We start from the raw sequence: 26,043 nt of genomic DNA, 5'->3' as shown, positions 1-26,043 counted from the left end.
ATCAGCCCGCCTGGTCCAGAATACGTACGACTAACTGCGAGAAGCTCATTCCCGCCTGACGCGCCGCCATCGGCACAAGGCTGTGGCTGGTCATTCCCGGTGAGGTATTGGCTTCCAGCAGATAAAACTGCCCGTCATTGTCCTGCATCACATCAATGCGCCCCCAGCCGCTGCAGCCCAAAACATTCCAGGCTTTAAGCACCAGGGACTGTAATTCGGCTTCGCGCTCTGCTTCAAGACCACAAGGGCAGAAATATTGCGTCTCATCAGAGAGATACTTCGCCTCATAATCATAGAAGACTCCGGCGGGTTGGATGCGAATTGACGGTAAAATTTCTTCTCCAAGCATCGCGACGGTAAATTCCGGCCCGCTGAGCCATTTTTCAATCAGAACTTCTTCATCGTGTTGAAATGCCAGCGCTAAAGCAGATGTTAAATCTTCAGCTTTATCGACCTTTGACATCCCGACGCTCGACCCTTCCCTGCTCGGCTTTACAATAACCGGTAAGCCCAGTGCCGCAATGCGTGTATTAACGCTGTCCGACAGGCCCAATTCAAATTCGCCGCGCGTCAGCGCCACCCACGGCGCAACGGGTAAACCCGCTCCCTGCCAGAGTAACTTACTGCGCAGTTTATCCATAGAGATGGCGGATGCCATCACGCCGCTGCCGGTGTAAGGCAGGCCGATCAGCTCCAGAAGCCCTTGCAGGGTTCCGTCTTCACCGCCACGACCATGTAACGCGATAAAGACCTTATCGAAGCCCATCGCTTTTAATTGCGTCACGTCGACCTCTTTTGGATCGACAATATGTGCGTTTACGCCGCCTTCACGCAGGCCCGCCAGCACGGCAGCGCCGGAATTCAGAGAAACCTCGCGCTCGGCGGAGTTGCCGCCAGAGAGGACTGCAATCTTATCAGCCATGATGCTCATCCTCCTGGGTTTGCGGCTTCAGTTTGATTTCAGCTAAGGTACGGGCGATCTTGCCGATATTTCCCGCACCCTGAATCAGGATGAGATCGTTACCGGTCAGGACCGGTGCCAGAATTTCCGCCACCTGTGCCGGGTCAGAAACCAGAATAGGGTCAACTTTACCGCGCCCGCGGATGGTACGACACAGGGAACGGCTGTCTGCGCCTGGAATTGGCGTTTCGCCGGCGGCGTAAACATCCAGCATCAGCAGGGTATCTACCTGTGACAGCACGCTGGCGAAATCGTCATACAGATCGCGGGTACGCGTGAAGCGGTGCGGCTGGAAGATCATCACCAGATTCTTCTCCGGCCAGCCCGCGCGTGCGGCTTTGATGGTCGCGTCCACTTCCGTCGGATGGTGACCGTAGTCGTCCACCAGCATCGCGGTACCTGGCTTACCATTCACCGCATCCAGCGGGAACTCGCCGAGGAAGTCGAAGCGACGCCCCGTCCCCTGGAAGCTTTCCAGCGCGCGCAGGATCGCCTCATCATCAATGCCTTCTTCCGTCGCAACAGCCACTGCCGCTGCGGCGTTGAGCGCGTTATGGCGCCCTGGCGCATTCAGCGTGACGTGCAGCAGCTCTTTGTCCTGACGCGCCAGAGTGAAATGCCCCTGCGCACCAATCTGTTTGTACTCTTCCACGCGGACGTCAGCGTCTTCGCTGAAGCCGTAGGTGGTGATTTGACGACCTACACGCGGCAGCAGCTCGCGGATCACCGGGTCGTCCACGCACATCACCGCGCGGCCATAAAACGGCAGGTTGTGCAGGAAGTTGATGAAGGTCTGCTTTAAGTTTTCGAAGTCGCCCTGGTAGGTATCCATATGGTCAGCTTCGATATTGGTGACAATCGCCACCATCGGCTGCAGGTGCAGGAACGACGCGTCGCTCTCATCCGCTTCCGCAATCAGATAACGGCTGTGGCCCAGACGCGCATGGACGCCTGCGGCTTTCACCAGACCGCCGTTGACAAACGTCGGATCGAGACCCGCTTCCGCATAAATGCTGGAAACCATCGCCGTGGTCGTGGTTTTACCGTGGGTACCGGCAATCGCAATGCCGTGACGGAACCGCATCAGTTCCGCCAGCATTTCTGCGCGGCGGATCACCGGAATGCGCGCTTCGTGCGCGGCAACGATTTCCGGATTGTCAGAGGAGATGGCGCTCGATACCACCACCACGCTTGCATCGCGCACGTTTTCCGGGCGATGGTTGAAATAGATAGTCGCCCCAAGCGACGCCAGCTGCTGCGTGACAGGGTTTGGCGCCAGGTCAGACCCGCTGATCTGATAGCCTTCGTTAGCTAACACTTCGGCAATACCGCCCATGCCGGCACCACCGATGCCAACAAAGTGAATGTGCCGGACGCGACGCATCTCGGGCACGATTGAACGCAGTTTTGCCAGTTGTTGTGTATTCATTCTCTAAACGCCATCGACTACTTAAAATTCGTGCAGCGCAACACGCGCTGCGAGGGTTAAGCCTGGGCTGCCAGGCTCACTTCTTTTGCCACCCGTTCTGTCGCATCCGGGATAGCGGCAGCGCGCGCGCGCTGCGCCATCTCCAGCAGTGCGTCTCTGTTCCAGCCCGCCAGGGTGGTGGCGACCGCATCGGCGGTAAAGTGTGGCTGCTCAAAAATTTTCGCCGCGCCGGCTTTCTCAAGCGGCAGCGCGTTCCAGTACTGCTGTCGGTCTTTGTGCTGGAACGGCACGAACAGCGCTGGCAAGCCGGCGGCGGCGATTTCGCTCACCGTCAGCGCGCCAGAGCGGCAGACCACGACATCGGCCCAGGCATAGGCTGCGGCCATATCGTCAATAAATTCCGTCACTTTATGCTGCGGCTGGCCTTCATCAGCGTACGCCTGCTCAACGGTCTGCTGAGCGCCTTTACCGCTTTGGTGCCAGATAGTCACGGCATCACCCAGCTTTGCCGCCACCTGCGGCATTGTCTGATTCAGAATGCGCGCACCCTGAGAACCACCAACGACCAAAACACGAACCGGGCCTTCACGTCCCGCCAGGCGGGCATCCGGTAGAGGCAGCGCCAGCACGTCGACGCGCACCGGGTTACCCACCACGTCCGCTTTCGGAAACGCGCCGGGAAACGCCTGCATCACTTTGGTGGCGATTTTCGCCAGCCACTTGTTGGTCAGACCGGCAATACCGTTCTGCTCGTGCAGAACAACGGGAATGCCTAACGACCACGCGGCCAGCCCGCCGGGACCAGAAACATAACCGCCCATACCCAGCACCACATCGGGCTTAAAGCGCTTCATGATGGTGCGCGCCTGACGCCAGGCGTTAAAAATACGCACCGGCGCCAGCAGCATGGCCTTGAGGCCTTTGCCTCGCAGGCCGGAAATACGAATAAAGTCGATCTCAATACCGTGCTTCGGTACCAGGTCGGCTTCCATGCGGTCTGCGGTTCCCAGCCAGCGTACCTGCCAGCCCTGCTCCATTAAATGGTGCGCAACCGCCAGCCCCGGGAACACGTGTCCACCGGTACCGCCTGCCATCACCATTAACCGCTTCGGTTGATTCATCGTGAACCTCGTGTAAACGCCTGGGCTTTCTCCAGACGCGTCTCATAATCTATGCGTAACAAAAACATAATGGCCGTCGACATGATCAACAGGCTCGAACCACCATAGCTGATCAGCGGCAACGTCAGACCTTTGGTCGGCAGCATACCCGCTGCGGCCCCGACGTTAACCAGCGCCTGGAAGCTAAACCAGATACCAATTGAGCAGGCTAAGAAGCCTGAGAAGCGGTGATCGATCTCCAGCGCTTTTCGGCCAATCGACATGGCGCGGAAAGCGACGAAGAATACCATTAAAAGCGCTAATACCACACCGATATAACCCAGTTCTTCCCCAATAATGGAGAAGATGAAGTCGGTGTGCGCCTCCGGTAAATACTCCAGTTTCTGTACCGAGTTGCCCAGACCTTGCCCCCAGACTTCACCGCGGCCAAACGCCATCAGCGACTGCGTCAGCTGGTAACCGCTACCGAACGGATCTTCCCATGGGTTCCAGAACGAGGTCACGCGGCGGATACGGTAAGGCTCGGCGAGGATCAGCAGCACCACTGCTGAAATCCCCATCCCGATGATGGCGATGAACTGCCACAGCTTGGCCCCTGCCAGGAACAGCATCGCCAGCGTGGTGACAAACAGTACGACAACGGTCCCGAGGTCAGGCTGCGCCAGCAGCAGGATCGCCAGCACCAGAATGACGCCCATCGGCTTTAAGAAGCCGCGAAGGTTGTTACGCACCTCATCGACTTTTCGCACCAGGTAGTTTGCCAGGTAGCAGAATAACGAAAGCTTGGTGAACTCCGCAGGCTGAATACGCAGCGGACCGAAGGCGATCCAGCGTGATGCCCCGTTAACGGAGCTCCCGACAACCAGCACGATCAGCAGCATGATAATGGAGGCGATCAGCATCGCGGTACTGTGGCGCTGCCAGAACGCCATCGGCAGACGAAGCGTTACCAGCGCCAGGCAGAACGCCAGAATGATGTACAGCCCGTCACGCTTGGCGAACAGGAAGGGATCGTTCGCCAGACGCTGTCCAACGGGCATAGAGGCCGACGTCACCATGATAAAGCCGATCGCCGCCAGCCCCAGCGTCAGCCAGAACAGGGTGCGGTCGTACATAATCAGGCTATCGGAATCTTTATCCCGTGAAGCCATCACCCAGCCTTTCAGCGCCGCAAACAGCCACACCAGAATTCCAAATCCTGGCAGGCGCGGCATTTTCAGGCGAGGGAGAGATAAACGCATCAGCCTAACTCCTTCGCAAGGCGGGTAAAGACATCGCCACGCTGTTCGAAATTTTTAAACTGATCGAGGCTGGCGCACGCCGGGGAGAGCAGAACCATGTCGCCAGGCTGCACGCGCGGGGCAATCAGGCGCATCGCCTGTTCCATCGTTTCAGTTTGCTCAGCAACTTCCGGGCGTAGTTCAGCCAGCTCGCTGCCGTCACGGCCAAAGCAGTACAGGCGGATGTTATCGCCGGTGAGGTACTGTTTCAGGGAGGAGAAATCAGCAGATTTGCCGTCGCCACCCAACAGAAGATGCAGGGTGCCGTCAACGTGCAGACCGTTCAGCGCGGCCTCTGTGCTTCCCACGTTGGTCGCTTTGGAGTCGTTAATCCAGCGCACGCCGTTATGCTCCAGCGCCAGCTGGAAACGGTGTGCCAGGCCGGAAAATGTGGTCAACGCTTTCAGGCTGGAAGAGCGCGGCAGCCCTACGGCATCTGCCAGCGCCAGCGCCGCCAGGGCATTGGTATAGTTGTGCTGGCCGGAAAGCTTCATCTCCTTCACGTTCAGCACTTTTTCACCTTTCACGCGCAGCCAGGTTTCGCCCAGCTGGCGGTTCAGATGATAATCACCCATGGTGATACCAAAGCTGATGCAGCGCTCGTCCGCGCCGCGCACCGGCATGGTCAGCGCGTCGTCGGCGTTAACCACGCAGACTTTGGCATTTTCGTAAACACGCAGCTTGGCCGCGCGATACTGCTGCAGACCAAATGGGTACCGATCCATATGATCTTCCGTCACGTTGAGGATCGTTGCCGCCGCCGCATGCAGGCTGGAGGTGGTTTCAAGCTGGAAGCTGGAAAGTTCCAGAACGTACAGCTCGCAGCCTTTGTCCAGCAGCATCAGCGCGGGCAGACCGATATTGCCGCCTACCCCTACGTTCATGCCTGCCGCTTTCGCCATTTCACCCACCAGGGTAGTGACGGTGCTTTTGCCGTTAGAACCGGTGATCGCGATAACCGGCGCCTGCGCTTCGCGGCAGAACAGCTCGATATCGCCGACAATCTCAACGCCCGCATCCGCAGCAGCCCTCAGTGAAGGGTGCGCCAGCGCGATACCTGGGCTGGCGACAATCAGATCGGCTGCCAGCAGCCAGTCATCATTCAGACCACCAAGGTGGCGTTCAACCTGTTCCGGCAGCTTGTCCAGACCCGGCGGAGAGACACGCGTATCCATCACGCGCGGCGTCACGCCGCGCGCAAGGAAAAAGTCCACGCAGGAGAGGCCAGTGAGGCCTAACCCGATGATAACGACTTTTTTACCCTGGTAATCTGCCATGATTAACGTACCTTCAGCGTTGCCAGGCCAATCAGCACCAGCATCAGCGAAATAATCCAGAAGCGCACAATCACGCGCGGCTCCGGCCAGCCTTTCAGTTCATAGTGGTGGTGGATCGGCGCCATACGGAAGATGCGCTGACCGCGCAGCTTGAAGGAGCCGACCTGCAAAATCACCGACAGGGTTTCAACCACAAACACGCCGCCCATGATCACCAGCAGGAACTCCTGACGCAGCAGCACGGCGATAATGCCGAGCGCACCGCCCAGCGCCAGAGAACCGACGTCACCCATAAAGACCTGCGCCGGATAGGTGTTGAACCAGAGGAAGCCCAGCCCCGCGCCGACTATCGCCGTACAGACGATCACCAGCTCACCCGCGTGACGCAGATAAGGAATGTGCAGGTAGTTCGCAAAGTTCATGTTACCGGTCGCCCACGCCACCAGCGCAAAACCAGCCGCCACGAAGACGGTTGGCATAATCGCCAGACCATCCAGGCCATCGGTCAGGTTAACGGCGTTACCGGTACCAACAATCACAAAGTAGGCCAGCAGGATGTAGAACAGCCCCAGCTGCGGCATCACGTCTTTAAAGAACGGCACCACCAGCTCGGTGGCGGGCGTATCTTTTCCTGCCAGATACAGCGCGAAGGCAACGCCCAGCGCAATCACTGACATCCAGAAATACTTCCAGCGGGCAATCAGGCCCTTCGTGTCTTTGCGGACGACTTTACGGTAATCATCCACAAACCCGATAATGCCGTAGCCCACCAGTACGGTCAGCACGCACCAGACGTACGGGTTAGACGGATAGGCCCACAGCAGTACGGAAACGACGATCGCGGTCAGGATCATGATCCCGCCCATCGTCGGCGTACCGCGCTTGCTGAAGTGCGACTCCGGACCGTCGTTACGTACGACCTGGCCGAAAGAGAGTTTTTGCAGACGGGCAATCATGCGCGGGCCCATCCACAACGAGATGAACAGCGCAGTCAGCAGGCTGACGATGGCGCGAAACGTCAGATACGAAAAGACGTTAAAGCCTGAATAATATTTGACCAAATGTTCGGCCAGCCAAACTAACATGTCCCGTTCTCCTGTAATGCGTGCACAACCTCTTCCATGGCGGCACTACGTGAACCTTTCACTAACACTGTCACAATTTGTTTTTCTGTAATTAATGCCTTAAGGCGCTCAATCAACGCGGCTTTGTCGGCAAAATGTTCGCCAACGCCGCTGGCATGGCTAATCGCCTGGCTCAGTTTTCCTGCGCTCAGCACGCAGTCCAGCCCCGCCGCTTTCGCCGCTTCACCCACCTGGGTATGACAGGCTTCGCTTTCATCGCCCAGCTCCGCCATGTCGCCAACCACCATGACGCGGTAGCCCGGCATTTCAGATAGCACCTGCACCGCCGCCGTCATTGAGCCGACGTTCGCGTTGTAGGAGTCATCAAGCAGCAATTTGTTTTCTGCAAGCGGGATCGGGTACAGGCGTCCCGGCACGGCTTTCAAATTCGCCAGCCCGGTTTTAATCGCCTCGTGTGACGCTCCCACCGCCGTCGACAAGGCCGCTGCCGCCAGCGCATTGGCGATGTTATGGCGTCCCGGCAGCGGTAACAGCACGTCTACGTCACCCGTTGGGGTAGCAAGCGTGAATTCCGTACCGTGCGACGTCACATGGATATTGGTCGCGGTAAAGTCACTGTTGGCCGCGTTCGGCGAGAAGCGCCAGGTTTTACGCGAGCCAATGATGCTCTGCCAGTTCAGCCAGTCGTTGTTGTCGGCATTGAGAATGGCAATGCCGTCAGCAGGCAGACCGGTGTAGATTTCGCCTTTCGCTTTCGCCACGCCTTCCAGCGAGCCAAAGCCTTCCAGATGCGCTGCCGCGAGGTTATTCACCAGCGCCGCTTCCGGGCGAGTCAGGCTCACGGTCCAGGCGATTTCGCCCTGGTGGTTTGCCCCTAACTCGATCACCGCAAACTCATGCTCTTTGGTCAGGCGAAGTAATGTCATCGGCACGCCGATGTCATTATTGAGGTTGCCTGCGGTATAAAGCGTATTACCGCACTGGCTGAGGATGGCCGCCGTCATCTCTTTCACTGACGTTTTGCCCGATGACCCGGTCAGCGCGACAACGCGAGCAGGCACCTGATGACGAACCCAGGCGGCCAGTTCACCGAACGCGAGACGCGTATCGTTCACCACAATCTGCGGTAAATCGATATCCAGCCTGCGGCTGACCAGCAGCGCGCCAGCGCCGTTTTCTTTGGCCTGTCCGGCAAAATCATGCGCGTCAAAACGTTCGCCTTTCAGCGCCACAAACAGACAGCCCGCGGTCACTTTGCGGGTGTCGGTGGTGACCGCGTCAATGGTCAGATCCTGGCCCAGCAGCTCGCCGTGCAGTACCGCAGCGGCCTGGCTTAAGGTGATGCTAATCATGCGACGACTCCCAGCAGACGCGCTGCCGTTACGCGGTCGGAGTAGTCCAGACGACGATTGCCAACAATCTGATAGTCTTCATGGCCTTTACCGGCCAGCAGAACGACATCATTTTCTTTTGCCTGCATGATGGTGTTTGTCACGGCTTCCGCGCGGCCTTCCACCACACGGGCGCGACCGGCGTCCAGCATACCCGCCAGAATGTCGTTGATGATGGCGCGCGGCTCTTCGGTACGCGGATTGTCATCGGTGACCACAGGAATGTCCGCGAACTGCTCCGCAATGGCGCCCATCAGGGGACGTTTACCTTTGTCGCGATCGCCACCGCAGCCGAAGACGCACCAGAGTTTACCGGTGCAGTGCAGGCGTGCCGCTTCCAGCGCTTTTTCCAGCGCATCCGGCGTGTGGGCATAATCGACAACCACGGTCGGTTTTCCCGGCGCGCTAAACACTTCCATACGGCCGCAAACCGGCTGGAGACGCGCTGACGTTTTCAGCAGTTCCGCCATCGGATAACCCAGCGCCAGCAGCGTTGCCAGCGCCAGCAGCAGGTTGCTGACGTTGAACGCCCCCATCAGGCGGCTTTCGATTTCACCGTCCCCCCAGGAAGAGGCAAAGCGGATCGTCGCGCCACTGTCGTGATAGTTAACGTCTACGGCCTTCAGCCAGCGGCCGTGGCAGTTCGGATTGATATGGTCTTCCATCGACACCGCTACCGCGTCTGGCAGCTTCGCAAGCCAGCGGCGGCCCACTTCGTCGTCGGCGTTGATGATGGCCTGGCCATAATGGTGAGTAGAGAACAGCAGCCATTTGGCGGCTTCGTAGTGTTCCATATCACCATGATAATCAAGGTGATCGCGGCTCAGGTTGGTGAACACTGAAGCAGCAAACTTCAGTGCCGCGACGCGATGCTGTACCAGGCCGTGCGAAGAAACTTCCATCGCGGCAAAGGTTGCCCCCTGCCCTGCCAGACCGGCAAGCACGTGCTGTACGTCAACCGCAGAACCGGTGGTGTTTTCCGTCGGGCTCACTTTGCCCAGCAGGCCGTTACCCACGGTCCCCATCACCGCGCCGGTTTCACCCAGCAACTGAGCCCACTGCGCCATCAGCTGCGTGGTGGTGGTTTTTCCGTTCGTGCCCGTCACGCCAACCAGACGCAGCTGGTCAGAAGGTTCGTGATAAAAACGTCCTGCCAGTGCAGAGAGACGCTCATTCAACTGGCTGAGATAGATAACCGGCACCCCGTGCATTTCACGGATCTCACCGTCGGTTGACTCGTCTTTAGCCTCAGCAATAATGGCAGCCACACCTTGCGCAATCGCCTGCGGGATATAACGACGCCCGTCCGCCTGATGACCAACCACCGCCACAAAAAGATCGCCAGAAGCAGCCACGCGGCTGTCCAGTACCATCTCTCGCAGTGCTCGCTCCGGTGCATTTGGCACCCACGGAGCGAGAAGGTCGCGCAAATTACGATCTGCCACCTGTACCCTCGCCTTGATTAATTACAAATTCACTTTTTTCGCCCGTCGCCAGCGCATCTGGTTCAACGTTCATGGTGCGTAACACGCCACCCATGATGGCGCCAAACACAGGCGCGGAAACGGCGCCGCCGTAGTATTTACCCGCCTGTGGATCGTTAATCACGACCACCAGCGCAAAACGCGGATTGCTAGCAGGCGCAACGCCTGCGGTATAGGCAATGTATTTGTTGATGTAGCGGCCGTCTGGCCCCACCTTTTTCGCCGTACCGGTTTTAATGGCGATGCGATAGCCTTTGATGGCCGCCTTCACGCCGCCGCCGCCCGGCAGCGCCACGCTTTCCATCATGTGCACAACGGTACGAACGATGGATTCCGGGAAGATACGCTCGCCCGGAACCGGTGGATCAACTTTGGTGATGGACAGCGGGCGATAGACGCCGTAGCTGCCAATCGTTGCGTAGACTCGCGCTAACTGTAACGGGGTTACCATTAGCCCGTAGCCGAAAGAGAAGGTGGCCCTCTCTATGTCAGACCACCGTTGTTTTTGAGGATATAAGCCACTGCGTTCTCCGACCAACCCCAAATTGGTCGCCTTTCCAAGTCCAAAACGTGAGTAAGTCTCTACTAACGCTGAGGACGGCATCGCTAACGCCAGCTTTGAAACACCGACGTTACTCGACTTCTGTAACACCCCGGTCAGGGTCAATTCGCTGTAGCGCGCCACGTCTTTAATCTCGTGGCCGTTAATACGGTAAGGGATCGTGTTCAGGACCGTGTTTTCATTGACGATACCGCGCTGAAGCGCCGTCATCACCACCATCGGCTTCACCGTGGAGCCGGGTTCGAACACGTCGGTAATCGCCCGGTTACGCATTGCATCTTTTGCGGTGCCGGTAAAGTTGTTCGGGTTGTAGGAAGGACTGTTGGCCATAGCCAGCACTTCTCCGGTGCTGACATCCACCAGCACGGCGCTGCCGGATTCTGCCTTGTTAAACGCCACGGCGTTGTTCAGCTCGCGGTAGACCAGCGCCTGCAGGCGCTCGTCAATACTCAGAGCCAGGTTGTGCGCCGCCTGGCTGTCTGTAGAGGAGATATCTTCAATGACGCGCCCGTAGCGGTCCTTACGCACAATTCGCTCGCCAGGCTGGCCGGTGAGCCACTTATCGAAGCTTTTTTCAACGCCTTCAATCCCCTGGCTGTCGACGTTGGTGAAGCCGATGAGGTGAGCGGTTACTTCGCCGGACGGATAGTAACGACGGGATTCTTCGCGCAGATGAATGCCCGGCAGCTTCAGTTTTCGAATGTAGTCCGCCATGTCAGGGTTAACCTGGCGCGCCAGATAGATAAAACGCCCTTTCGGGTTCGCGTTGACGCGGGAGGCTAGCTGATCCAGTGGCATTTTGAGCGCATCTGAAAGCGCTTTCCAGCGGTTATCAAGCGTGATGCCACCAGCGTCGTGCAGCTCTTTCGGGTCGGCCCAAATCGCTTTCACCGGCACGCTCACCGCCAGCGGGCGACCTGAACGGTCAGTGATCATTCCGCGAGAAGTCGACACTTCCTGAACGCGAAGGGAGCGCATATCTCCCTGGCGTACCAGCATGTCAGGGGCGATGATTTGCAACCACGCCACGCGTCCCAGCAGGAAACCCAGCGCCAGTAAAATGCAGCCGCAAAGCAACGCAAAACGCCAACTGATGAAGTTGGCCTGTTCTTCCTGACGTTTTGGTTTAAGCGTTTTTGCCGCTGCTTTCATGCGTCGCGTGTTCCCTTATTTTTGTACTACGATATTTTCCTGGGAAGGATCAACATGCTGCAGTTGCAGCTTTTCCGTTGCGATCCGTTCAACCCGGCTGTGATCGCCGAGCGCGTTTTCTTCAAGGATCAGATTTCGCCATTCAATATCCAGCGCATCGCGTTCCAGCACCAGCTGCTCGCGTTGCGCAGTCAATAAACGTGTATGGTGAGCTGTGGTCACCACCGTAACTGCCGTAACAATGATGCAAATGAACAGGCAGAGTGGCAGTTTCCCGAATCGCAAAAGATCGTCGCCGATCACGCCAGGCAAGGCATGGCGCTCGTTGCTTCCTAACGATCCCTTAACTTTGCTTAGGGTTTCTGTCACTCTGCCGATCATGCGTTCGTCCTCTCTGCAACTCGCAGCACTGAACTACGGGCACGTGGATTCTCTGCCACCTCTTCTTCGCCCGGCATCAACTTGCCTAATGCTCGCAACTGACGGCCCCCCAGCTTCCTGAGTTGTTCTTCCGTCATCGGCAGCCCCGCTGGAACCTGAGGACCGCGGCTTTGTTCACGCATGAAGCGTTTTACAATGCGGTCTTCCAGCGAATGGAAGCTGATGATGGATAACCGCCCACCCGGGGCCAGCACGTCGAGCGAGCTTTTTAGCGCCAGCTCTATTTCCTCCAGTTCACTGTTTACCCAGATGCGAACCGCCTGGAAGGTACGGGTCGCGGGATGTTTGTGCTTATCCTTCACCGGCGTCGCCGCCGCAATCACTTCCGCCAGCTCTTTGGTGCGGGTCATTGGCTCAACGCGGTTGCGCTCAACGATGGCGCGCGCAATGCGCTTGCCAAAACGTTCTTCGCCGAAGGTTTTGATCACCCAGGCAATATCTGCTTCGTCAGCGGTCTGCAGCCATTCGGCGGCAGACTGGCCGCGCGTCGGGTCCATACGCATGTCCAGCGGACCGTCGCGCATAAAGGAGAAGCCGCGTTCTGCATCATCAAGCTGGGGTGAAGATACGCCAAGATCGAGAAGAATCCCGTCGATCTTGCCCGTGAGATCGCGCTCGGCCACGTAATCAGCGAGCGCAGAAAAAGGTCCATGCACGATGGAAAAGCGTGGGTCATTGATGGTCTGTGCCACGGCAATCGCCTGCGGATCGCGATCGATTGCCAGCAGTCGCCCTTCCTCTCCAAGCTGGGAGAGGATCAAACGCGAGTGACCACCGCGACCAAACGTGCCATCAATGTAGATGCCATCCGGACGAATATTCAGGCCGTTCACGGCCTCGTCCAGTAACACCGTTTTATGTTTATAATTTTCCATCATATTTATAGAGACAAGTCCTGCAGCCGTTCCGATAAAGTTGCGGAATCAGACTGCTCAGCGTCGATATCTTCCTTGACCTGTTGATACCAGGTCGTTTCGTCCCACAGTTCAAACTTGTTGAACTGCCCGACCAGCATCACTTCTTTGGTCAGACCGGCATGTTGCCGCAGCACGGGCGCAATCAGTAATCGCCCGGCGCTATCCATCTGACACTCACTGGCATGTCCCAATAACAGCCGCTGCACGCGGCGCTCTTGCGGGTTCATGCTCGACAGTCGCGACAGCTTTTGCTCAATGATTTCCCATTCAGGTAAGGGGTAAAGCAGCAGGCAGGGGGAGTTGATGTCAATGGTGCAAACCATTTGACCCGAAGCATTCTCAATCAGCTGGTCGCGGTATCGGGTTGGGACCGATAAACGCCCTTTGCTGTCGAGATTGACTAACGTAGCTCCACGGAACATGCCAGTCTCACCCCTCCTCACCACTTTAACCCACAAATTCCCACCTAAAGGAGTTTACGGAGCGAGGGAAAAGCTTGTCAAGCCAGGACTCTCCCTGTAGAGACCCGAAAGCCCTCTATTTACAGAGATAAACAGTCCTGGTTAATAACTGCACAACTGGCGAGGCAAATTAACGTTATGAATATTTGTAAGAAAAAAACCGAATATGCACATTAGCGTTAAGGCTCACTCAATATCATCGCAGATAAATATAAAGTGTCAGTTTGCGACGCGGGCAGCATTTTATGACAGATTGTCAGGGGATAACAGCGCCAGATTCACTCAATCGGTCGGTGGAAGCGGCGGTTGCGTTGCTGGCCGGTCGAGGGGAAGGAAAAACGTCTGAATATTCATCGACCGAAGAGGGTTTGTAACAAAGTAATACAAAGAGAGGCGTTTAAAAATCGCTTCATGATTCTTTAAGGACCATTTAAAACGGCAAAATGAATTAAGAAAAATAGTAGATTAGGAACTCTCAAGAATTATCCTAATTTCACTGCGGGAATTAACTCGGCGAATTATTCCAGTAAAAAGGGGCGGTTTTTCGCCGCCCCGTCATTTCATTTATGGCGGCTCAAAATTCCGCGATGATAGAGATTACGTTTGATACGCGTCAGACCCGGCTTCGGTTTGCGCGGCTCATCCAGGCTCGCCAGAACAATCTCCAGGACGCGTTCCGCTACATCTCGGTGACGCTGGGCCACCGCCAGCACCGGGCACTGAAGGAAATCGAGAAGCTCGTTATCCCCAAACGTGGCGATCGCCAGGTCAGAGGGAAGCTTGCCTTCACGACGCAAGGTGACATCCATTACCCCCTGCAGAAGGGCAAATGACGTGGTGAACAGCGCCTGGGGCATCGGGTGCGTCTCCAGCCATTTTTCGAACAGCTGCGCAGCGGCTTCGCGTTCATAGCTGTTGGCATAGAGATAGTGGACTTCACGCGGATCGTCTTTCCAGGCGGTTCTGAACCCTTGCTCACGCAGGAAGCTTACGGAAAGCTCGGGCAGCGCGCCAAGATACAGCACCGTTTCAGCGGGGAAGGTTCTCAGCTCAGCGGCCAGCATTTCCGCGTCATCCTGATCGGCACCCACTACGCTTGTGAAATGCTCACGATCGAGCGCGCGGTCCAGCGCCACGATGGGGAACGGATCGTTCGCCCAGCGCTGGTAAAACGGATGCTCCGGCGGTAAGGAGGTCGAGACGATGATGGCATCGACCTGACGCTGGAGCAGATGTTCAATGCAGCGCATCTCGTTATCGGGCTGGTCTTCAGAACAGGCTATCAGCAACTGGTAACCGCGCTGGCGGGCCTGACGTTCGAGATAGTTGGCGATACGGGTATAGCTGGTGTTTTCCAGATCCGGGATCACCAGACCAATAGAGCGGGTGCGCCCGGCACGCAGGCCGGCAGCGACAGCATTCGGATGGTAGTTATGCTCACGAACCACCGCCATAACTTTTTCAACGGTCTTATCGCTGACGCGGTACTGCTTTGCTTTGCCGTTAATCACATAGCTGGCCGTTGTTCGTGACACGCCGGCTAGCCGGGCGATTTCATCCAGTTTCACAATTGCCCCTTAAAAAAAGAAAAGAGTCCATGGCCCTGTCAAGGTTATGGTTAAATCTTTTAACATCTAAACGCAGAAAAGCCTTCGCGGCAACCGCTTTTATCTGCGTTGTCGGCTGATTACGCAAAAAAAAGCCCGGCTTTGGTGACCGGGCTGAAAGAGGCGAACCTTTTTAACAACTACCGCATGATTTTCTCGCCGCGTGACAGACCAACGATCCCCGATCTCGCCACCTCAACAATTTTTGCTACATCCCGCACGGCTGCCAGGAAAGCGTCCAGCTTGTCACTGGTTCCGACCAGTTGAACCGTATAAAGAGAAGGCGTGACGTCGATGATCTGCCCGCGGAAGATATCCGCATTGCGTTTGACCTCTTCGCGCCCGTAACCGCTGGCCTGTATTTTTACCAGCATGACCTCACGCTCAACGTAAGCGCCCTGCCCCAGCTCGCTTACGCGCAGCACATCGACCAGCTTATGCAGCTGTTTCTCGATCTGCTCAATTACCTTGGCATCGCCAACGGTCTGAATCGTCATACGCGACAGCGTCGGATCGTCCGTTGGCGCCACGGTCAGGCTTTCAATGTTATAGCCACGCTGCGCAAAAAGCCCAATGACGCGCGACAGTGCGCCAGACTCGTTTTCCAGTAATACCGATAATATCCGGCGCATATCAGGTTCTCTCCGTTTTGCTTAACCACATCTCGTCCATACCGCCGCCGCGAATATGCATCGGATAAACGTGCTCGGTTCCATCAACAATGACATCCATAAAGACGAGGCGGTTGTTTTTAACGTGCTCAAGCGCTTCGGCGAGCTTCGTTTCCAGCTCAGCTGGATCGGTCACCCGCATCCCTATATGGCCGTAAGCTTCAGCAAGACGAACAAAATCCGGCAGCGATTTCATATATGACTGAGAGTGGCGGCCCGAGTAGATCATATCCTGCCACTGCTTCACCATACCGAGATAGCCGTTATTAAGGTTGAGCACCAGTACCGGCAGCTCATATTGCAGCGCGGTGGAAAGTTCCTGAATGTTCATCTGAATACTGCCGTCTCCGGTCACGCAGACGACGGTTTCATTTGGCAGCGCCAGCTTCACGCCCAGCGCGGCAGGCAGGCCAAAGCCCATCGTGCCTAAACCTCCCGAGTTGATCCAGTGACGCGGTTTATCAAACGGATAATAGAGGGCGGCAAACATTTGATGCTGGCCCACGTCAGAGGTCACATACGCGTCGCCTTTCGTCAGTCGCCATACCGTTTCGATGACCGCCTGCGGCTTAATATGCTCGCTTTGGGTGTCATATTTCAGACACTGCCGCGCGCGCCATTGCTCAATTTGCTGCCACCAGTCACGGATTTCATCCAGCGGTTGCGCTGTGTTTTCCAGCGCCAGCAGATCCAGAATTTGTTCAAGGACCTGTCGCGCGTCGCCGACGATAGGTACATCAGCCGACACCGTTTTTGAAATTGACGTCGGATCGATATCAATGTGCAGCACGGTGGCGTTCGGGCAATACTTCGCCAGGTTGTTGGTCGTACGATCGTCAAAACGCACGCCGACGGCAAAGATGACGTCAGAATGATGCATCGTCATGTTGGCTTCATAGGTACCGTGCATACCCAACATGCCGAGCGCCTGACGGTGGGTGGCGGGAAACGCTCCGAGTCCCATCAGCGATGACGCAACAGGAAGATTGAGCTTTTCAACCAGTTCACGAAGCTGTGCCTCACACGCTGAATTGACGGCCCCGCCACCGACATAGACCACCGGTTTTTTAGCGGCCAGCAGCGTTTGCAGCGCGCGTTTGATCTGACCTTTGTGACCCTGCGTTGTTGGGTTGTAAGAGCGCATGCTCACCGATTCCGGCCAGACATAAGGCAGCTTGTTTGCCGGGTTCAGGATATCTTTAGGGAGATCGACCACCACCGGCCCCGGGCGCCCGCTTGCCGCCAGCCAGAACGCCTTCTTCAGAATGCCAGGAATGTCTTCGGTTTGCTTGACCAGGAAGCTGTGCTTCACGACGGGACGCGAAATCCCGACCATGTCGCACTCCTGAAACGCATCATAGCCAATCAGTGATGTCGCGACCTGTCCGGAAAGGATCACCAGCGGAATAGAGTCCATGTACGCGGTCGCAATGCCGGTAATGGCGTTTGTCGCACCGGGCCCCGACGTGACCAGGACCACGCCCACTTCACCCGTCGCACGCGCCAGGCCATCGGCCATATGTACCGCCGCCTGCTCATGGCGTACCAGCACATGGTCAATACCCCCTACCGTATGCAATGCGTCATAAATATCGAGGACCGCGCCGCCAGGATAGCCGAACACTTGCTTTACGCCCTGATCGATCAGCGACCGGACGACCATTTCCGCGCCAGACAACATCTCCATGCTTTGCCTCCAGGCATTTTGTTATAGACGGACCGCCGAATTCATTTCCGCACCGTCTTGCGATCGGGATGAACCCGTCTTCTATTTTGCAGAGTGATACTTACCTTAACCGCTCGTTATGAGGCAGGCAATTCGCAAACCAGGAGAGAGAAGTGGCCGTGAAAGCAGAAAAAACAGACATTGTCAGAGGATATGGTTAATTCATCTGAAATTAGGGGATGAGATGATAAATCATCGCTGAAAAGCGCGGCGATATAGAAAATCATCTATTTTTACGGGCCTGGCAGCCACCTGATAAAATACGCAACAGAACAAAATATTAATAAAAGAAACAAAACCAGGATAAATCACATGCAAAGATGCAATTTATCCTGACTTGATTACCGACGGCAGATGCTAATAAGTAGCTCTTCCATCCACTGATGTCCTTTATCCCGTCCAGCAGCTTCATGCCAGGAGAGATAGCAGGTGCGGCTATTTAGCTTGAGCGGCAGAGGCAAAATTTGCAGATTTAACGCGCCAGAGAACTCTTCTGCCAGCCAGCGTGGGGCAATTGCCACCAGCTGCGTCTGGGAAACGACGTTTAATACGCTGACCATGGCCATCCCCTGATAAGCCACGCTCGCCTGTTTCTCCGCAGTGTCGTACCAGGGCAGGCTAAAGGAGGCATATCTGTCGAGCGCAACAACGGCATGCTGTTCGCTATAAACGTCACTTTCACGTAACGGCGCATTCAGTCGTGGATGTTTTTTGCTGGCAACCAGCACCATTTCATCTTTAAACAGCGGTACACAGGAAAATTCAGGACGGCGGAATTCTTCATAACCCAGGACGAATTCGATTTCCTGGTAACGTAACTGGTGTTCGGTGTTTTGATTTAAGGACGATTTAAAGACGAGATTAATATTAGGTGCGATCTCTTCAACTTTATTATAAATAATTGATGTCAGATAATTATCTAATGGACTGCAGACGCAGAGATGGAATACTCGCTCACTGCTTAAGGGTTCAAAGCCCGAGCCCGGCAGCTCATTTTGCACCAGCTGCAGCGCCTGGCGGATGGAGCCGAAAAGCTGGAAAGCCCGCGCTGTAGGCTGGATCCCTCTTCCATAACGAACAAACAATTCGTCGTTGAACATAACCTTAAGCCTGGCAACGGCATTACTTACGGCAGGCTGTGACATCCCCAGGGCTTGTGCCGCACGCGTGATATTCTGCTCCTGCATGACAGCATCAAACACCGTCAGTAGATTAAGATCCACCGTGCGTAACTGTGGTTTAATTCCATCAGTAATCTGTGGTTGTTTAATATTATTTTCTGGCACTTCTGACTCCACTGTCACGCTACACTCCCTTCGCCAACGCACTGTAATAATTTCGAAAAATATGATTTACCATGCAGATACGACCAGCGAAAGAAAATTGTTTAAAAATCGGAATATATAAAGATTATCTAATAATGCTATAATGCAAAACGGCACAAAGGATATGCTTAACTTTAGTGTTTGAATGAAACCATAAACCAAATCAATATACAATAACCATCCAGTTAAGGATGACTTAAGTATAATTAAACTGTTATCGACATTGAGCAGAATTAAGTTAACAATCTGTTATCAATGATTCTATTTGAAGGGAGAAAAAGTTCTCTCAAAAAAGATAACTCGATGATAGTAAAACGGTTTAAAGAGAAAGCATTTGTGAGGACTGGGTCACCTGAAAAATACCCGTTATGTTTATTCGTTTCTGCAAATGTTTTTTAAGTCCAAAAATAGACAATTAGTGAAGTTAAAAATCAAAAACCCAGCACAATAAGCTAAACAACACACCCTCTCTGTTTAGCCTTCTGGGGCCGTTTTTACCATCAGGGGTTGACATGCACAGCTGTATCCAGTACCACTAAAAGCATATTGAATTCAACGGAGCACGATTCATGACACGCACCATTCGTTTCATCGGTCTACTACTACTAAACGCATCCACTGTGCGCGGTAGACTGGCGGGCGAAATTCAGCGTTGAATCGTCACCAGTAAGACTAAAAACCCGCGCCACTGCGCGGGTTTTTTTATGCTCGTAGCAAGGCGCCCTAAGACTGACAAGGACCTAACCCATGAGCCAGCAAGTCATTATTTTCGATACTACTTTACGTGACGGTGAACAGGCATTACAGGCAAGCCTGAGTGTAAAAGAGAAACTGCAGATTGCGCTGGCTCTCGAGCGTATGGGCGTCGACGTGATGGAGGTCGGTTTCCCCGTCTCCTCTCCGGGTGATTTTGAATCCGTACAGACTATCGCCCGCACCATTAAAAACAGCCGCGTGTGCGGTCTGGCGCGCTGCGTAGAGAAAGACATCGACGTTGCGGCTGAGTCGCTGAAGGTGGCCGAAGCCTTCCGTATTCATACCTTTATTGCAACCTCACCAATGCACATCGCAACCAAGTTGCGCAGCACGCTGGATGAGGTCATTGAGCGCGCGGTATACATGGTTAAGCGCGCACGCAACTACACCGATGACGTTGAATTCTCCTGTGAAGATGCGGGCCGTACGCCGATTGAAGACCTGGCGCGCGTAGTCGAAGCCGCCATCAACGCGGGCGCTAAAACCATCAACATCCCGGACACCGTCGGCTATACCATGCCGTTTGAGTTCTCCAACATCATTACCGGCCTGTATGAGCGCGTACCTAACATTGATAAAGCAATCATCTCCGTACATACCCATGATGATTTGGGCCTGGCCGTAGGCAATGCCATCGCTGCGGTGCACGCCGGTGCACGTCAGGTAGAAGGTGCAATGAACGGCATCGGTGAACGCGCGGGCAACTGTTCACTGGAAGAAGTGATCATGGCGATCAAGGTGCGCAAAGACATCATGAACGTGCACACCCGCATCAATCACAACGAAATCTGGCGCACCAGCCAGACCGTCAGCCAGATTTGCAACATGCCGATCCCGGCTAACAAGGCGATTGTTGGAACCGGCGCGTTCGCCCACTCCTCCGGTATTCACCAGGACGGCGTGCTGAAAAACCGTGAAAACTACGAAATCATGACTCCGGAATCCATCGGCCTGAACCAGGTTCAGCTGAACCTGACCTCCCGTTCCGGTCGTGCGGCAGTGAAACACCGGATGGAAGAGATGGGCTATCAGGACAGCGATTACAACATGGATCAGCTGTACGACGCGTTCCTGAAGCTGGCCGACAAGAAAGGCCAGGTATTCGATTACGACCTGGAAGCGCTGGCCTTCATCAACAAACAGCAGGAAGAGCCAGAGCACTTCCGTCTGGACTACTTCAACGTGCAATCCGGCTCCAGCGACATCGCTACCGCCTCGGTCAAGCTGGCCTGCGGTGATGAAATCAAAGCGGAAGCCGCCAACGGTAACGGCCCTGTGGATGCCATCTATCAGGCGATCAACCGCGTTACCGAGTACGACGTAGAGCTGGTGAAATACGACCTGACGGCGAAAGGGCACGGTAAAGACGCGCTGGGTCAGGTGGATATCGTCGTCAACTATAATGGCCGCCGTTTCCACGGTGTGGGCCTGGCGACGGATATTGTCGAATCCTCCGCGAAAGCGATGGTGCACGTCCTGAACAACATCTGGCGCGCCGCTGAAGTCGAAAAAGAGTTGCAACGCAAAGCTCAGAATAAAGAGAACAACAAGGAAACCGTGTAATGTCGAAGAACTACCATATTGCTGTGTTGCCGGGTGACGGTATTGGTCCGGAAGTGATGGCACAGGCGCTGAAAGTACTGGAAGCCGTTCGCTCGCGTTTTGCGATGAAAATTACCACCAGCCACTACGACGTGGGCGGTATTGCGATTGATAATCACGGAACGCCATTGCCGAAAGCCACCGTTGAAGGCTGCGAAAATGCCGATGCCGTGCTGTTTGGCTCCGTCGGTGGTCCAAAATGGGAACACCTGCCGCCGGCAGAGCAGCCAGAGCGCGGCGCGCTCCTGCCGCTGCGTAAACATTTTAAGCTGTTCAGTAACCTGCGTCCGGCTAAGCTGTATCAGGGGCTGGAAGAGTTTTGTCCGCTGCGCGCGGATATCGCGGCCAACGGTTTCGACATCCTGTGCGTGCGTGAGCTGACGGGCGGGATCTACTTCGGTCAGCCAAAAGGTCGCGAAGGCAGCGGTCAGCACGAGAAAGCGTTTGATACCGAGGTGTACCACCGTTTCGAAATTGAACGTATCGCCCATATCGCCTTTGAATCTGCACGCAAGCGCCGCCATAAGGTGACCTCTATTGATAAAGCGAACGTGCTGCAGTCGTCCATTTTGTGGCGCGAGATCGTCAGTGAAGTCGCTAAGCAGTACCCGGACGTTGAGCTGTCGCATATGTACATCGACAACGCGACCATGCAGCTGATTAAGGATCCGTCCCAGTTTGACGTGCTGCTCTGCTCCAACCTGTTCGGCGATATTTTGTCTGACGAGTGCGCGATGATCACCGGCTCTATGGGCATGCTGCCATCCGCCAGCCTGAATGAAGAAGGCTTTGGCCTGTACGAACCGGCGGGCGGTTCCGCGCCGGATATCGCAGGCAAGAACATTGCGAACCCGATTGCGCAGATCCTCTCCCTGGCCCTGCTGCTGCGCTACAGCCTCGATGCAGGCGACGCAGCAACCGCAATTGAAAACGCCATTAACCGGGCGTTAGAAGAAGGCGTCCGTACCGGTGACTTAGCGCGCGGCACGGCAGCAGTCAGTACTGATGAAATGGGCGACATCATTGCCCGCTATGTCGCTGAAGGGGTGTAATCATGGCCAAGACGTTATATGAAAAATTGTTTGATGCGCACGTTGTCTACGAGGCGCCAAACGAAACCCCGCTGCTGTACATTGACCGCCACCTGGTGCACGAAGTGACCTCTCCACAGGCCTTCGACGGCCTGCGCGCGCACAAGCGTCCGGTGCGCCAGCCGGGTAAAACCTTTGCCACGATGGATCACAACGTCTCCACCCAGACCAAAGACATCAATGCTTCCGGCGAGATGGCGCGCATCCAGATGCAGGAGCTGATCAAGAACTGCAACGAATTTGGCGTGGAGCTGTACGATCTGAACCACCCGTATCAGGGCATCGTCCACGTGATGGGACCTGAGCAGGGTATTACGCTGCCGGGCATGACCATCGTCTGCGGCGACTCCCATACCGCGACCCACGGCGCGTTTGGTGCGCTGGCGTTCGGAATCGGCACATCGGAAGTTGAGCACGTTCTGGCGACGCAAACTCTGAAACAGGGCCGCGCCAAAACCATGAAGATTGAGGTGAAGGGCAAAGCCGCGCCGGGTATCACTGCGAAAGATATCGTGCTGGCGATTATCGGCAAAACCGGCAGCGCAGGCGGTACCGGTCACGTGGTGGAGTTCTGCGGTGAAGCCATTCAGGCGCTGAGCATGGAAGGCCGTATGACCCTTTGCAACATGGCGATTGAGATGGGTGCTAAAGCAGGCCTGGTCGCACCGGACGAAACCACCTTCAACTATGTGAAAGGCCGTCTGCACGCGCCGAAAGGTCAGGATTTTGACGACGCGGTCGCGTATTGGAAAACCCTGAAAACTGACGACGGTGCCACCTTTGATACCGTTGTCACGCTGCAGGCAGAAGAGATTGCGCCGCAAGTCACCTGGGGTACCAATCCTGGCCAGGTCATCTCCGTCAACGACAGCATTCCTGACCCGGCTTCCTTCGCCGATCCGGTCGAACGCGCCAGCGCGGAAAAAGCGCTGGCCTATATGGGGCTGAAACCCGGCGTACCGCTGACCGACGTGAACATTGATAAGGTGTTTATCGGCTCCTGCACCAACTCCCGTATCGAGGATTTACGCGCGGCGGCAGAGATTGCCAAAGGTCGCAAAGTGGCGCCGGGCGTGCAGGCGCTGGTGGTTCCAGGCTCCGGTCCGGTGAAAGCCCAGGCGGAAGCGGAAGGACTGGATAAGATCTTTATCGAAGCAGGCTTCGAATGGCGCCTGCCGGGCTGCTCCATGTGTCTGGCGATGAACAACGACCGCCTGAATCCGGGCGAGCGCTGCGCCTCCACCAGCAACCGTAACTTTGAAGGCCGTCAGGGCCGGGGTGGACGCACCCACCTGGTCAGCCCGGCAATGGCCGCCGCTGCGGCAGTCACCGGCCATTTCGCCGACATTCGCAGCCTGAAATAAGGAGACAATCATGGCAGAGAAATTTACCCAACATACGGGCCGTGTTGTCCCGCTGGACGCCGCTAACGTCGATACGGACGCGATCATTCCGAAGCAGTTTTTGCAGAAAGTAACCCGCACCGGTTTTGGCGCACACCTGTTCAACGACTGGCGTTTTCTGGACGACAAAGGCGAAGTGCCAAACCCGGAGTTCGTCCTGAACTTCCCGGAATACAAAGGTGCATCCATTCTTCTGGCGCGGGAAAACTTCGGCTGCGGCTCCTCGCGTGAGCATGCGCCCTGGGCGCTGACCGACTACGGCTTTAAGGTGGTTATCGCCCCGAGCTTCGCGGATATCTTCTACGGCAACAGCTTCAACAACCAGTTGCTGCCGGTGACGCTGAGCGACGAGCAGGTCGATGAACTGTTCGCGCTGGTTAAGGCAAATCCGGGGATGGCGTTTGAGGTGGATCTGGAAGCGGAAGTGGTGAAAGCCGGGGATAAGACCTACAGCTTCAGCATTGATGCCTTCCGTCGCCACTGCATGTTGAACGGTCTGGACAGCATTGGTCTGACGCTCCAGCACGAGGACGCCATCTCAGCGTACGAGAAAAAACAGCCTGCATTTATGGGCTAAAGGCAATGGCCCGCAGGGCGCGGGCCATTGATAAGGGTGCGTTGAGGCTCAACCACTCTGGAGAGGCGGGGACACTTCCCCGCCAATACCGCTAACGTTTCGCTTCGTAAGCCAACACTGCCGCCAGCTCTGTTTTCTCCTGTCTGAAGTGCAACTCACACAGCGAATCACGCACCATCCAGGTGAAGATCAATAGCGTCGTACAGATCAGAAACAAACCTAACAGCAGAGTACGTTTTGGCATTCCAGCCTCCTTATTGCTTTTCGGCAATGAAGAGACTAACCTCGCAATGTTGGTTGTGAAGTTGGTCTCCCCATCAGTTTTTTGATGTGGGACTCTCCACTGTTTGCCTCTTGCGAAAGCCTGAGGCAAACAGCCTCAAGCACCCGTCACGCACTCTATGCGCCTTCTCTGTATCTGTCAGAAAATCGTTTCATTTCGTGAAGCCGCCTTCCAGAATCAAACATCCTTGACCCGGCAGGTCAGCCCAAGCGTTACCACCGAAATCGCCGCAATCATCCAGTAAACCGAGGCATGACCATAACTTTGCGCCAGCGCGCCCTGAATCACTCCCGCCAAAATAACGCCCGTCGAAATACTGTTGGTAAAAAGCGTTGTCGCAGAGCCGGCGCGGCCGGGCATGAGATCCTGGAACCAGAGCATGCCGATCCCGGCAACGATGCCAATAAACACGGCATTAAACAGCTGCAGCGCCAGCAACGCTTCACGCGAATGGAAAAGGAGCAGCCCCGCGTAGAACAGCACCCCAGCCGCCACGGCAACGATCATCATCCGACGCTTTCCGAAGCGCTTAACGTAATACCCCGCCAGAATCATCGCCGGAATTTCCAGCCCGGCGGCGGTCCCCATTAAGATCCCCGCAAGCTTGTCCGGTAGGCCTAGATCGCTGCTGATCCACAGCGGCATATCAATAATGTACATGGTGTTGCAGGTCCACATGAGCGTGGAGGCGATAAACAGCATCCGCACGTTTTTATCCTGCCAGCCGCTCACCTGAGTGATGGGCTTATCCGTCGTCTGCTCAACCCGGGCGACAGACGGCAGCGCAAAGGCAATCAGAGCCAGACTGATAATAAAAATGCCTGCCGCGATAGAAAACATGACCGTAAAGCCATAGTTCAGCGCCAGCATGAAGGCCAGCGGCGGGCCGATGACCCACGCCAGCGAGAGCTGTGCGCGCATCACCGAGCTGAACATCACCACCTCTCGCGCCGAGCTGTCGGCGTATTCACGGGCCAGCGCGAACAGCTGCGGCATGGCGGTGTTCGCCAGAGAGGCCAGCAGCACGCCGCAGGTGATGAGCGTCAGGTAATGACGGTTAAAGGCAAAAAGCAGCGCGTTGCCCACGGCCATGGCGCAGCAAAAGAGGATCAGCCTGCGGCGATCGCCCTGGCTGTCGGATCGTTTCGCCAGACCCAGGCTAACGAGGATCCCGGCAATTGCGTTAACGGTATAAAACAGGCCCACCCAAAACGGCTGCGCCCCCACCTCGCGGCTGAGAAACAGGCTCAGCGTCGGTGCCTGTAGCGCACCGGCCACGCCCATCATGAAGGCCACCAGCATAAAAGCAGCGTACACGCCATTCAGGCGGCGCCCCATCGTCATCAACCACAGCATGCGCAAGTCCTTGTGAAAGCGAATCGAAATTGGGTGAAAGAATAAACGAAAAAAGCCAGCAAAAACATTTTGCTGGCGGGTGATA

23 protein-coding genes are annotated in these 26,043 nt (G+C 55.8%); 5 read left to right on the top strand and 18 right to left on the bottom strand.

Going from position 1 to position 26,043, the window contains the following annotated elements; genetic code table 11:
* Position 1: 1 nt before the first annotated feature.
* The 16 genes from IB212_RS03700 to leuO form a co-directional block, all read right to left on the bottom strand.
* Complete coding sequence (locus IB212_RS03700; protein WP_041911244.1) at positions 2 to 922, bottom strand: D-alanine--D-alanine ligase; 921 nt, start codon at positions 920 to 922, stop codon at positions 2 to 4.
* Positions 915 to 2,390: a UDP-N-acetylmuramate--L-alanine ligase gene (murC, locus tag IB212_RS03695; RefSeq protein ID WP_028015510.1), complete on the bottom strand. Its 1,476-nt coding sequence runs from the start codon at positions 2,388 to 2,390 to the stop codon at positions 915 to 917. Before murC ends, IB212_RS03700 begins: the two co-directional genes overlap by 8 nt.
* Positions 2,391 to 2,446: 56 nt before the next feature.
* Complete coding sequence (gene murG / locus IB212_RS03690; protein WP_028015509.1) at positions 2,447 to 3,511, bottom strand: undecaprenyldiphospho-muramoylpentapeptide beta-N-acetylglucosaminyltransferase; 1,065 nt, start codon at positions 3,509 to 3,511, stop codon at positions 2,447 to 2,449.
* The gene (ftsW, locus tag IB212_RS03685) at positions 3,508 to 4,752 is read right to left on the bottom strand and encodes a cell division protein FtsW (RefSeq protein WP_028015508.1); all 1,245 of its coding nucleotides are present in this window, start codon (positions 4,750 to 4,752) and stop codon (positions 3,508 to 3,510) included. Before ftsW ends, murG begins: the two co-directional genes overlap by 4 nt.
* Positions 4,752 to 6,068, bottom strand: coding sequence for a UDP-N-acetylmuramoyl-L-alanine--D-glutamate ligase (gene murD, locus IB212_RS03680; RefSeq protein WP_041911245.1), 1,317 nt, complete (start codon positions 6,066 to 6,068; stop codon positions 4,752 to 4,754). Before murD ends, ftsW begins: the two co-directional genes overlap by 1 nt.
* Positions 6,069 to 6,070: 2 nt before the next feature.
* The gene (gene mraY / locus IB212_RS03675) at positions 6,071 to 7,153 is read right to left on the bottom strand and encodes a phospho-N-acetylmuramoyl-pentapeptide-transferase (protein ID WP_008501985.1); all 1,083 of its coding nucleotides are present in this window, start codon (positions 7,151 to 7,153) and stop codon (positions 6,071 to 6,073) included.
* A complete protein-coding gene (gene murF / locus IB212_RS03670) occupies positions 7,147 to 8,505 on the bottom strand; it encodes a UDP-N-acetylmuramoyl-tripeptide--D-alanyl-D-alanine ligase (protein ID WP_041911246.1) in 1,359 nt (452 codons plus the stop codon). Before murF ends, mraY begins: the two co-directional genes overlap by 7 nt.
* On the bottom strand, positions 8,502 to 9,989 hold the full coding sequence (gene murE, locus IB212_RS03665) for a UDP-N-acetylmuramoyl-L-alanyl-D-glutamate--2,6-diaminopimelate ligase (protein WP_051486152.1): 1,488 nt from the start codon (positions 9,987 to 9,989) through the stop codon (positions 8,502 to 8,504). The genes murF and murE overlap by 4 nt, the downstream gene beginning before the upstream one ends.
* Positions 9,976 to 11,742: a peptidoglycan glycosyltransferase FtsI gene (locus tag IB212_RS03660; protein ID WP_028015504.1), complete on the bottom strand. Its 1,767-nt coding sequence runs from the start codon at positions 11,740 to 11,742 to the stop codon at positions 9,976 to 9,978. The genes murE and IB212_RS03660 overlap by 14 nt, the downstream gene beginning before the upstream one ends.
* Positions 11,743 to 11,757: 15 nt before the next feature.
* Positions 11,758 to 12,123 carry a cell division protein FtsL gene (gene ftsL, locus IB212_RS03655; protein ID WP_006173860.1) on the bottom strand — a complete coding sequence of 122 codons (366 nt, stop codon included), beginning with the start codon at positions 12,121 to 12,123 and terminating at the stop codon, positions 11,758 to 11,760.
* Positions 12,120 to 13,061, bottom strand: a complete 942-nt coding sequence (gene rsmH, locus IB212_RS03650) for a 16S rRNA (cytosine(1402)-N(4))-methyltransferase RsmH (protein ID WP_028015503.1) — start codon at positions 13,059 to 13,061, stop codon at positions 12,120 to 12,122. Before rsmH ends, ftsL begins: the two co-directional genes overlap by 4 nt.
* Before the next feature lie 2 nt (positions 13,062 to 13,063).
* Positions 13,064 to 13,522 carry a division/cell wall cluster transcriptional repressor MraZ gene (mraZ, locus tag IB212_RS03645; protein WP_014882537.1) on the bottom strand — a complete coding sequence of 153 codons (459 nt, stop codon included), beginning with the start codon at positions 13,520 to 13,522 and terminating at the stop codon, positions 13,064 to 13,066.
* A gap of 599 nt (positions 13,523 to 14,121) precedes the next feature.
* Positions 14,122 to 15,129, bottom strand: a complete 1,008-nt coding sequence (cra, locus tag IB212_RS03640; protein ID WP_014168621.1) for a catabolite repressor/activator — start codon at positions 15,127 to 15,129, stop codon at positions 14,122 to 14,124.
* Positions 15,130 to 15,308: 179 nt separating this feature from the next.
* Positions 15,309 to 15,800: an acetolactate synthase small subunit gene (gene ilvN, locus IB212_RS03635; RefSeq protein ID WP_028015501.1), complete on the bottom strand. Its 492-nt coding sequence runs from the start codon at positions 15,798 to 15,800 to the stop codon at positions 15,309 to 15,311.
* Position 15,801: 1 nt separating this feature from the next.
* Positions 15,802 to 17,526 carry an acetolactate synthase 3 large subunit gene (ilvI, locus tag IB212_RS03630; protein WP_041911248.1) on the bottom strand — a complete coding sequence of 575 codons (1,725 nt, stop codon included), beginning with the start codon at positions 17,524 to 17,526 and terminating at the stop codon, positions 15,802 to 15,804.
* Positions 17,527 to 17,906: 380 nt separating this feature from the next.
* Positions 17,907 to 18,851, bottom strand: a complete 945-nt coding sequence (gene leuO, locus IB212_RS03625; protein ID WP_041911249.1) for a transcriptional regulator LeuO — start codon at positions 18,849 to 18,851, stop codon at positions 17,907 to 17,909.
* Between the two features lie 608 nt (positions 18,852 to 19,459).
* Here leuO and leuL point away from each other — a divergent pair.
* From leuL to leuD, 5 genes are all read left to right on the top strand, one after another.
* The gene (gene leuL, locus IB212_RS03620) at positions 19,460 to 19,546 is read left to right on the top strand and encodes a leu operon leader peptide (RefSeq protein ID WP_071993742.1); all 87 of its coding nucleotides are present in this window, start codon (positions 19,460 to 19,462) and stop codon (positions 19,544 to 19,546) included.
* Positions 19,547 to 19,637: 91 nt separating this feature from the next.
* Positions 19,638 to 21,209 carry a 2-isopropylmalate synthase gene (gene leuA / locus IB212_RS03615; RefSeq protein WP_028015499.1) on the top strand — a complete coding sequence of 524 codons (1,572 nt, stop codon included), beginning with the start codon at positions 19,638 to 19,640 and terminating at the stop codon, positions 21,207 to 21,209.
* Positions 21,209 to 22,300, top strand: a complete 1,092-nt coding sequence (gene leuB, locus IB212_RS03610) for a 3-isopropylmalate dehydrogenase (RefSeq protein ID WP_014882533.1) — start codon at positions 21,209 to 21,211, stop codon at positions 22,298 to 22,300. Before leuA ends, leuB begins: the two co-directional genes overlap by 1 nt.
* Positions 22,301 to 22,302: 2 nt before the next feature.
* On the top strand, positions 22,303 to 23,703 hold the full coding sequence (gene leuC, locus IB212_RS03605) for a 3-isopropylmalate dehydratase large subunit (protein ID WP_028015498.1): 1,401 nt from the start codon (positions 22,303 to 22,305) through the stop codon (positions 23,701 to 23,703).
* 10 nt (positions 23,704 to 23,713) lie between these two features.
* Positions 23,714 to 24,319: a 3-isopropylmalate dehydratase small subunit gene (gene leuD / locus IB212_RS03600; protein WP_028015497.1), complete on the top strand. Its 606-nt coding sequence runs from the start codon at positions 23,714 to 23,716 to the stop codon at positions 24,317 to 24,319.
* Positions 24,320 to 24,410: 91 nt separating this feature from the next.
* Here the strand turns inward: leuD and IB212_RS03595 are convergent, their stop codons facing one another.
* Together IB212_RS03595 and IB212_RS03590 are read right to left on the bottom strand one after the other, a co-directional pair.
* Positions 24,411 to 24,563 carry a Hok/Gef family protein gene (locus IB212_RS03595; RefSeq protein ID WP_010427008.1) on the bottom strand — a complete coding sequence of 51 codons (153 nt, stop codon included), beginning with the start codon at positions 24,561 to 24,563 and terminating at the stop codon, positions 24,411 to 24,413.
* Between the two features lie 216 nt (positions 24,564 to 24,779).
* Positions 24,780 to 25,958 carry a sugar efflux transporter gene (locus tag IB212_RS03590; protein WP_028015496.1) on the bottom strand — a complete coding sequence of 393 codons (1,179 nt, stop codon included), beginning with the start codon at positions 25,956 to 25,958 and terminating at the stop codon, positions 24,780 to 24,782.
* Positions 25,959 to 26,043: the final 85 nt, after the last annotated feature.

Source organism: Enterobacter sp. E12 (genome assembly GCF_014596715.2).
Taxonomy (GTDB): domain Bacteria; phylum Pseudomonadota; class Gammaproteobacteria; order Enterobacterales; family Enterobacteriaceae; genus Enterobacter; species Enterobacter bugandensis.
The sequence above is the reverse complement of the archived record's forward strand: the minus strand, read 5'-3'. Positions and strand labels throughout refer to the sequence as shown.

Coding starts and splice junctions, on each gene's coding strand:
- IB212_RS03700 (WP_041911244.1), bottom strand. CDS start 922: ATGGCTGATAAGATTGCAGTCCTCTCTGGCGGCAACTCCGCCGAGCGC.
- murC (WP_028015510.1), bottom strand. CDS start 2,390: ATGAATACACAACAACTGGCAAAACTGCGTTCAATCGTGCCCGAGATG.
- murG (WP_028015509.1), bottom strand. CDS start 3,511: ATGAATCAACCGAAGCGGTTAATGGTGATGGCAGGCGGTACCGGTGGA.
- ftsW (WP_028015508.1), bottom strand. CDS start 4,752: ATGCGTTTATCTCTCCCTCGCCTGAAAATGCCGCGCCTGCCAGGATTT.
- murD (WP_041911245.1), bottom strand. CDS start 6,068: ATGGCAGATTACCAGGGTAAAAAAGTCGTTATCATCGGGTTAGGCCTC.
- mraY (WP_008501985.1), bottom strand. CDS start 7,153: ATGTTAGTTTGGCTGGCCGAACATTTGGTCAAATATTATTCAGGCTTT.
- murF (WP_041911246.1), bottom strand. CDS start 8,505: ATGATTAGCATCACCTTAAGCCAGGCCGCTGCGGTACTGCACGGCGAG.
- IB212_RS03660 (WP_028015504.1), bottom strand. CDS start 11,742: ATGAAAGCAGCGGCAAAAACGCTTAAACCAAAACGTCAGGAAGAACAG.
- ftsL (WP_006173860.1), bottom strand. CDS start 12,123: ATGATCGGCAGAGTGACAGAAACCCTAAGCAAAGTTAAGGGATCGTTA.
- rsmH (WP_028015503.1), bottom strand. CDS start 13,061: ATGATGGAAAATTATAAACATAAAACGGTGTTACTGGACGAGGCCGTG.
- mraZ (WP_014882537.1), bottom strand. CDS start 13,522: ATGTTCCGTGGAGCTACGTTAGTCAATCTCGACAGCAAAGGGCGTTTA.
- ilvN (WP_028015501.1), bottom strand. CDS start 15,800: ATGCGCCGGATATTATCGGTATTACTGGAAAACGAGTCTGGCGCACTG.
- ilvI (WP_041911248.1), bottom strand. CDS start 17,526: ATGGAGATGTTGTCTGGCGCGGAAATGGTCGTCCGGTCGCTGATCGAT.
- leuL (WP_071993742.1), top strand. CDS start 19,460: ATGACACGCACCATTCGTTTCATCGGTCTACTACTACTAAACGCATCC.
- leuA (WP_028015499.1), top strand. CDS start 19,638: ATGAGCCAGCAAGTCATTATTTTCGATACTACTTTACGTGACGGTGAA.
- leuB (WP_014882533.1), top strand. CDS start 21,209: ATGTCGAAGAACTACCATATTGCTGTGTTGCCGGGTGACGGTATTGGT.
- leuC (WP_028015498.1), top strand. CDS start 22,303: ATGGCCAAGACGTTATATGAAAAATTGTTTGATGCGCACGTTGTCTAC.
- leuD (WP_028015497.1), top strand. CDS start 23,714: ATGGCAGAGAAATTTACCCAACATACGGGCCGTGTTGTCCCGCTGGAC.
- IB212_RS03595 (WP_010427008.1), bottom strand. CDS start 24,563: ATGCCAAAACGTACTCTGCTGTTAGGTTTGTTTCTGATCTGTACGACG.
- IB212_RS03590 (WP_028015496.1), bottom strand. CDS start 25,958: ATGCTGTGGTTGATGACGATGGGGCGCCGCCTGAATGGCGTGTACGCT.